Origin of the sequence: Pseudactinotalea sp. (genome assembly GCF_048594945.1) — a bacterium.
Lineage (GTDB): Bacteria > Actinomycetota > Actinomycetes > Actinomycetales > Beutenbergiaceae > Pseudactinotalea.
Window position 1 is genome coordinate 1 of sequence record NZ_JBMDXJ010000073.1, and the last position, 7320, is coordinate 7320.

At 67.8% G+C, this 7320-nt stretch carries 6 protein-coding genes; 5 read left to right on the forward strand and 1 reads right to left on the reverse strand.

Going from position 1 to position 7320, the window contains the following annotated elements; translation table 11 throughout:
* Positions 1-573 precede the first annotated feature (573 nt).
* Positions 574-1770 carry an ROK family protein gene (locus ACOJSN_RS03335; RefSeq protein ID WP_420111091.1) on the reverse strand — a complete coding sequence of 399 codons (1197 nt, stop codon included), beginning with the start codon at positions 1768-1770 and terminating at the stop codon, positions 574-576.
* Between the two features lie 169 nt (positions 1771-1939).
* On the opposite strand from ACOJSN_RS03335, the gene ACOJSN_RS03340 reads away from it, so the two are divergent.
* The 5 genes from ACOJSN_RS03340 to ACOJSN_RS03360 all read left to right on the forward strand — a co-directional run.
* Positions 1940-3085, forward strand: coding sequence for a hypothetical protein (locus tag ACOJSN_RS03340; protein WP_420111092.1), 1146 nt, complete (start codon positions 1940-1942; stop codon positions 3083-3085).
* Between the two features lie 31 nt (positions 3086-3116).
* Complete coding sequence (locus ACOJSN_RS03345) at positions 3117-4577, forward strand: ABC transporter substrate-binding protein (RefSeq protein ID WP_420111093.1); 1461 nt, start codon at positions 3117-3119, stop codon at positions 4575-4577.
* A gap of 4 nt (positions 4578-4581) precedes the next feature.
* A complete protein-coding gene (locus ACOJSN_RS03350; protein ID WP_420111094.1) occupies positions 4582-5505 on the forward strand; it encodes a carbohydrate ABC transporter permease in 924 nt (307 codons plus the stop codon).
* On the forward strand, positions 5502-6398 hold the full coding sequence (locus ACOJSN_RS03355; protein WP_420111095.1) for a carbohydrate ABC transporter permease: 897 nt from the start codon (positions 5502-5504) through the stop codon (positions 6396-6398). Before ACOJSN_RS03350 ends, ACOJSN_RS03355 begins: the two co-directional genes overlap by 4 nt.
* A 13-nt stretch (positions 6399-6411) precedes the next feature.
* Positions 6412-7320 (forward strand): FAD-dependent oxidoreductase (locus ACOJSN_RS03360; protein ID WP_420111096.1); only part of this gene is annotated, 909 nt, incomplete at its 3' end.

Genomic DNA, 7320 nt, shown 5'->3' on the forward strand with positions numbered 1-7320 from the left:
CGAAGCGCTCCCGGTCCCGGATGCCACCAGCCTGCTGGTGATGTGATCATGTCAGGATCAGGCATGCCGACGAGCTGACGGACCCGCTCAGGGTCGCGGTGATCGGACTCGGTGCCCGGGTGCCGCTCGCGCCAGCTGGCAGCGGCCGGAGCGGAAGGGGTAGCGGGCGCCGATCCAGCACCCGATGCGGGTGGGCGGCTCGCCACGGTGCTGGGGCATGCGGTGCCGGTGCACACCTCGGTCGTGGAGCTGCTGCCTGCTGTGCCAGCTCAGCCATTGGCTGGTCGAAGCGATCTCCTGCGACTGCCAGCCGGCCCGCTGATCGAACTCCGCCAGCAGGAGCAGGACCGACCTGTCGTGTCAGCCAGTGTGGCGGCCAGACTCCCCAGCTCGTTCGCGATCCAGTCAAGGTCTCGGTCACCGCTGAGCTCGTCTTCGACCACCGGCAGCGTCGCCGCCATTGCTGCCATCGTCGCACTCTCGATGCGTACGTTTGTACGAGGGTCGGCGCTTCCGCGGACGTGCCTGGCGGGTGGGCCAGGCGAGGATCGTGCAGATCCGCGGCGGCAGACGTCAGGGGGCGACGACCCGTCGAAGAGGTCTGGGAAACTCCTCAAGTCGGTCCGTGGCGAGGTCGATCAGGCGGTCCACCTCGTGGAGGGCGATGCGGATCGCGCCGAGAGTGACGGCGTCCGGCCCCAGGGGCGACAGCTCTAGTCGCGGCATGCGTGCGGTGAGTGGCTCGAGGTGCCGACGCAGTGGCTCCAGGAGCGTCTCGCCGCCGGCCGAGAGTCCGCCGCCGATCACCACGAGCTCGGGATCGATCGTCGCGACCAGGGCAGCGACGCCCTCCGCGAGGGCGTGCGTGTAGTCGTCGACCCGCTGCTGGGCGGCGGCATCGCCCTCGCGTGTGCGGTCGAAGACCGACTTGATGTCGACCTCCTCATCTGGGCGCTCCTTGAGTCGCGCCGCCGCGCCACGCCAGCGCAGGAACGGGAGGTGATGGATCTCGCTCGCATACCCGCGGAAGCCGGTGAGCAACCGGCCATCGACCATGATGCCGGCGCCGATCGACTGCCCGACCGCGATGTTCACCAGGCTGTCGACGCCTTGACCGGCACCCTTCCAGTGCTCGCCCACAGTCGCGATGTTGCAGTCGTTGCCGACCAACAGGGGCCGTTCCACAAGCGCACCAAGCTCGGACTGCAGGTCCAGGCCGGTCCAGCCGGGCATCCCGCCGGCAGCCACGATCCGGCCCTCGTGAATGACGCCGCGAGCCCCCGCCACCACGACCCAGAGCTGGCTGTACCTCACCTTCGCCTGCTGGCAGCAGGTCTCCAGAACGCCGCGTGCGGCGGCGAGCCGTTCCTGGGGTCCCACCTCGGGATCGATCTCGAACGAGAGCGACGCGACCGGCTCGCCGCTGAGGTCGGAGATCACGGCACGGATGCGGTGCCGACCCAGGTCGATGCCGGCGACGTAGCCCGCTTCAGCCCGGTACCGATAGCGGCGCGGCGCTGGGCCGATCTGGGGAGCGCTGGCACCTGCAGGCTTCTCCTCGGCCACCCATCGCAGGTCGAGCAGCTGGTTCACGATCTGCTGGGCGGCCGTGCGCGAGACGCCGACCGCGTCACCGATCTGCGCGACCGTGGCCGCGCCGGCACGGAATCGGTCGAGCGCTGCCCCGAGGTTGATGCGGCGCAGCAATGCCTGGTCGCCGCCGCCTTGGCGCGCGCCACCGGCGGCAGCGGCTCGCCTCGTAGAGATCATCGCCAGAGCCTACAACCTCCCGCCGCATATTCACATGAAACTAACTTGTCAGAGAAACTGCAGGTCAGATGGCTTGACAGCCCACTATGGAAGGCGCCATGATCATGGCGCAAGGCGCTGCCCGGCGCTTGAGCCGCCACGGCGACGTGGCCAGACGAAGGACAGCAGCGTGCTCGCACCGCGGTACCTGACCAGCTTCGAGCAGTACCGGTACGTCACCTATCCGCACCTCAACGGCTTCGTCACGGATGCCGAAGGAACCACGACCGGCATCGTCGTCGGGCAGATCGAGCTCGAGCCCGCCACGATGAGCCTGCACCTGATCGACCTCGAGACCGGCGCGGAGCGCGAGCTGTGCCGCTTCGGCAACCCGATCGATCCCGCGAATCCATACAGCTGGTACGACGTCGCAACGGACGGCACTCGGATCGTCACGATGTTCAGCAACCAGGTGATCGCGATCGACATCGAGGCCGAGACCGTCACGACCCGCCCGGTGTTCACGCCGCCCGAGCGCCACGAGCTCTCGGTGATCGTCACCCTCCATCCCCATGCAGATCGGTGCCTCGCCTCCTATTACCCGCCTGGCAAGAAGACCGGCCCGAGCGTGCTCGTCGAGATCGACCTGGTCACCGGCGAGGTGACCCAGCTCCTCGACTCCGCCACCGAGCTGGCGCACTTCCAGTACTGCGAAGCCGATCCGAGTTGGATCGGGTTCGCCAACCAGAGTCGCTTCGCGCACAACTACGGCCCGTACAACCGACTGTGGGCGATGCACCCCGAGCACGCGCCGCGTGGCAAGAAGATCTGGGATCAGATCGCCGGCGAGGGCATCGTTCCCACCGGTCACGAGGCGTGGGCCTTCGACGACGTGTACTGCGTCACCGTCGCCGCCGACACCACGCAGCCCTCCAACACCCCGTGCGAGGGCACACCGGGGCTCTGGCAGATCTGGCCGGACGAGCGCGAGCCACGGCTGATCGTCAAGGCTGCGGACTACAACCACGCCTCGATCAGCCGGCAGGGCGATCTCGCCGTCGTCGACGCCGGACCGGCGCGGCCGCCGTGGCTCTTCCCGGGGTGGGAGGGCGACCCGACCAACCCGGAAGCCTCGATCGGCCGCATCGAGCTCGTCAGCATGACCGGCGCATTTGCACCCACGCCGGTCGCCGACATCCACTTCGGCGGCGTCCACCCACGCCATGGCCACCCTGGGTTCTCGCCCGACGGCGCCTGGGTGGCGTTCACCGATACCGATCCAGCAACCCAGCGGACGCGCGTCGGTCTCGCCGACGTGCACGCGGCTCGCCGCTGAGCCACCGCAACCACCGACAAGGAAGACGGAGATGACCCACTATTTCCCTGCCCAGATCTCTCGCCGCAGCCTGCTCACCGCCGGACTCGGAGCCGCCGCCGGGCTCGGCCTTGCCGCCTGCGGATCCGACGCCCCGGGTGGAGGTGGAAGCAGCAGCGGCGGTGGCGCGAGTGTCGAGCTGACCGTCGCGATCATCCCCGACCCTCCGGGTGCGGGCGAGTTCTACCGGGCCCAGTTCGATGCGTTCGAAGCTGCAAACCCCGGCATCACGATCAAGGTGATCGAGAACCCGGCGGATCAGCAGATCACGGCAGTCGAGCTGATGTTCCAGCAAGGCAACGCCCCGGACATTTACCGTGCCCAGGCAGCCGGATTCGACCAGCTCTACAGCCGGGGCTGGGCCCGCCCGCTCGACGAGTTCGTCACGGACGACTTCCTCGCCAGATTCCCCGAGGGCACCATGGACCCCGCGAGCTCCGGCGTGCACCGCGACGGCGCGCTCGTCTCGATCCCGTTGGTCTGGGGTCGGTGGTCGGCGATGGACCTGTTCGTCTACAACAAGCAACTGCTCTCGGCGAGCGGCTTCGACGCCTTACCGACAACATGGGGCGAGATCGAGGAGATCGCCAAGGCTGTCACCACCGACGGCGGTGGTCGCGTGTTCGGAGTCGAGCCCGGCCAGGCCTCGGGGATCGTCAGGCTGTCACGGCAGGGCGTGCCGTACTCGATCCCGGGCGATGGCATCAACCTCATCACCGGGGCGCCTGACGCGGCGAACCCGATCATGGTCGAGGCGGTGGAGCTGATGCGGCGGATGAACGCCGACGGCACGTTGATCACCGGGTGGGAGACGTTCGACAGTGCGCGCTCGTACACGGAGTTCGCGGCCGGCAGCTTCGCGATGTATACGGCGCAGGCCTGGCACATCGCCGAGATCCGCAAGCTCAACCCGGAGATCGAGATGGGGATCATCGCGGCTCCGGTGCCGGACGCCGGGCGTGGGTCGTATACGCCGATCGTGCAGCAGTTCGACCCGCTGTGGTCGATGTCGGCCGAGACCGAGCACCCCGAGGAGTCGTGGTTGCTCCTGGACTTCCTGGCCTCGGAGGAGTTCTACCGTGCCTACTACGAGGAGTTCGGGACGCTTACGGCCATGCAGAGCGTGTGGGAGGACGACGCACGCAACGATCAGGATCTGAGCCAGATGCTCGAGGTCGCTGAGTCGACGATGCTGGTGGTGCCCAACCCGAAGCTCGCCAGCGCCGGCGGGGCGGCGGTGCTCGAGGCCCGTGCTCAGCGTCCCGAGCTCCGGTTCACCGACTCAGCGCTGGAGTCGATGATCAAGAACGAGGAGTTCGCTCCGAAGGCGGCCGCGCTCGACGAGAGCGTGCAGGCGCTCCTCGAGGAGGTCTTCGCGAGCGGTGACGCCTCGCCCGAGGACATCACGTTCCCCGACTGGGACCCGCTGCAGCCCTACGACGCGGCGAGCTGAGTCAGTGGCGGTACGAACACGGCGGACGGCGGCCCAGCGGCGGGAGTACCTCTGGTGCTTCCTGCTGCTGGTCCCGTTGCTGGTGACGTTCGGCGGCTTCACCTTGTGGCCGATCGTCGCTAGCTGGTGGTACTCGTTCTTCGACTGGGACGGCGTCGGTACACCGACCGACTGGGTGGGTCTGGCCAACTTCGTCGAGGTCGCGAGCAACGCGGCCTTCTGGCGGGCGTTCTGGCACTCGTTCCTGTTCTCGTTGGTGGCGATCGGCGTCGAGCTCCCGCTCGCGCTGGTCTTCGCGATCCTGCTGAACAACGTGCGCCTGCGTGGTCGCAACCTCTATCGCCTCGCCCTGTTCGTGCCGGTCGTGACGACGACGGCGGTCGTCGGCATCGTCTTCGTCGCCCTGTTGGATCCCGTGCGTGGTTCGGTCAACGACGCGTTGCTGACGCTCGGTCTGATCGACGCTCCCATCAACTTCCTGGGCTCGACGAGCTCAGCGTTGCCGTCGCTGATGGTGATCGACCTGTGGAAAGGATTCGGGGTCTCGCTCGTGTACTGGCTCGCCGCACTGCAGACCGTGCCCAAGGAGCTCATCGAGGCCGCCCAGCTCGACGGTGCGCGCCGCTCGTCGGTGGTGCGACACATCATGGTGCCGGTCATGGCGCCGATCGCCATCGTGATCATGCTGCTGCTGTTTCAGCGCAGTCTCGGGACGTTCGACCTCGTGCAGGCTATGACGGCGGGCGGTCCAATCTACTCCACCGACGTCGTCCCGACCTTCATCTACCGGTTCGCATTCGACCCGGAGATGCAGGCGCCGCGGTACGGGTTCGCGTGCGCTGCCGGCGTGGTCTTCGGGATGCTCACGCTCGTCCTCACCTTGATGCAGGCACCGGCACTGCGCTATCAGAGGCGGGTGTCGGTATGAGCATCGACGTCGTGGAACCGACTCGCACGGCTGACGACCTGCCCAAGCTATTCCACAGCAGGAGGTCGCTGCGCCGATGGCGGCCGCAGCTGTGGCACCTGTTCCTCCTCCCGTTCTGCGTGCTGTGGGTCTATCCCTTCATCTGGATGTTCTCGGCAGCCTTCAAGTCACAGCGCGAGATGCTGCTGGGCGGCCTGCACCTGATCCCGGAAGAGCCCACGCTCGACAACTTCGTCCGTGCCTGGACCACCGCGAAGTTCGGCGCCTACACCCTCAACACGATCGTCTTCACGGTCCTGGTCGTCGGCATCGTCCTGCTCGTGTCCTCGCTGTCGGGATATGCCCTGTCCCGCCCCGGCCTGCCGCTCAAGAAGTGGATCATCGCCGGTCTGGTGGCGACGATGTTCATCCCGCACGGCTACACGATCATCCCGGTGTTCCTGCTGGTCAACGAGCTGGGTCTGGGCAGCAGCCTCCTCGGTGCGGCGCTGGCCCAGGCAGGCCCTGTGCAGGTGGTGCCGGTGCTGCTGTTCATGGGGTTCTTCGCCGGCATCCCCTCCGAGCTGGAGGACGCGGCGAAGGTGGACGGCGTCGGGTTCCTGCGGATCTTCGCCCTGATCATGATGCCGTTGGCCAAGCCCGTGATCGGCACCGTCGCCCTGCTCAACTTCATCAGCGCCTGGAGCGCGTTCTTCGTGCCCCTGGTGTTCACGCTCGGCAACCCCGAGCTCCGCACGCTCGGCGTGGGAATGTACAACTTCTTCGGCCAGGAGGGCACCGACTACGCCGGTCTCGCCGCTGCGGCCACGATCAGCGTGCTGCCCACCATCGTCGTCTTCCTGCTGCTGCAGAAGACTTTCATCGAAGGCATCGCCGGTGCCGTCAAGAGCTGATCGGAACACGCCCATGCCAACTTCCCTGCGCACTGACATCCTCGTCGTCGGCGGTGGCCTCGGCGGTGTGGCCGCGGCCCTTGCCGCGCTGCGCCGCGGGCACCAGGTGGTGCTCACCGAGGAGTACGCCTGGCTCGGTGGTCAGCTGACCTCGCAGGCCGTGCCGCCGGACGAGCACCCATGGATCGAGATGTTCGGTGCCACCGGCAGCTACCGCGAGCTGCGCGAGCGCATCCGCGCCTACTACCGCGCGAACTACCCGCTCACCGATGCCGCTCGTGCCCGGCGCGACCTGAACCCCGGCGCCGGGTGGGTGAGCAAGCTCTGCCACGAGCCGCGCGTGGCGGTCGCCGTGATCGACGAGATGCTGGCCCGCTGGCGGGCTTCGGGTGCGTTGCGTGTGCTGCAGCCGGTGCGCCCGGTCGCTGCCGACGTCGAGCACGACCATGTGCGCGCGGTCACCCTCCGTGATGCCCGCACGGGCGAGGACATCCTGATCGAGGCGACCTACGTCATCGATGCGACCGAGACAGGCGAGCTGCTGCTGCTGACCGGTACCGAGTACGTCGTCGGTGCCGAGGCACAGTCGGACACCGGGGAGCCCAGCGCCCCGGCGAGTGCTGACCCGGGCAACATCCAGGCGGTCAGCGTGTGCTTCGCCGTCGACCATGTCGAGGGCGACCAGACGATCGAGCGACCCGAGAGGTACGAGCACTGGCGGTCGGTGCAGCCGGACTTCTGGGGCTCACCGCTGCTGAGCTTCTCCGCGCCCAACCCGCGGACCCTGGAACCGCTGCCGCGCGTGTTCGACCCGAACCCGGGTGATGACGTGCTCGCGGTCGACGCCGACCAGTCCAAGCAGGGCGGGGACGTCAACTTGTGGACGTTCCGCAGGATCGTCGCGCGCGACATGTTCAGGCCC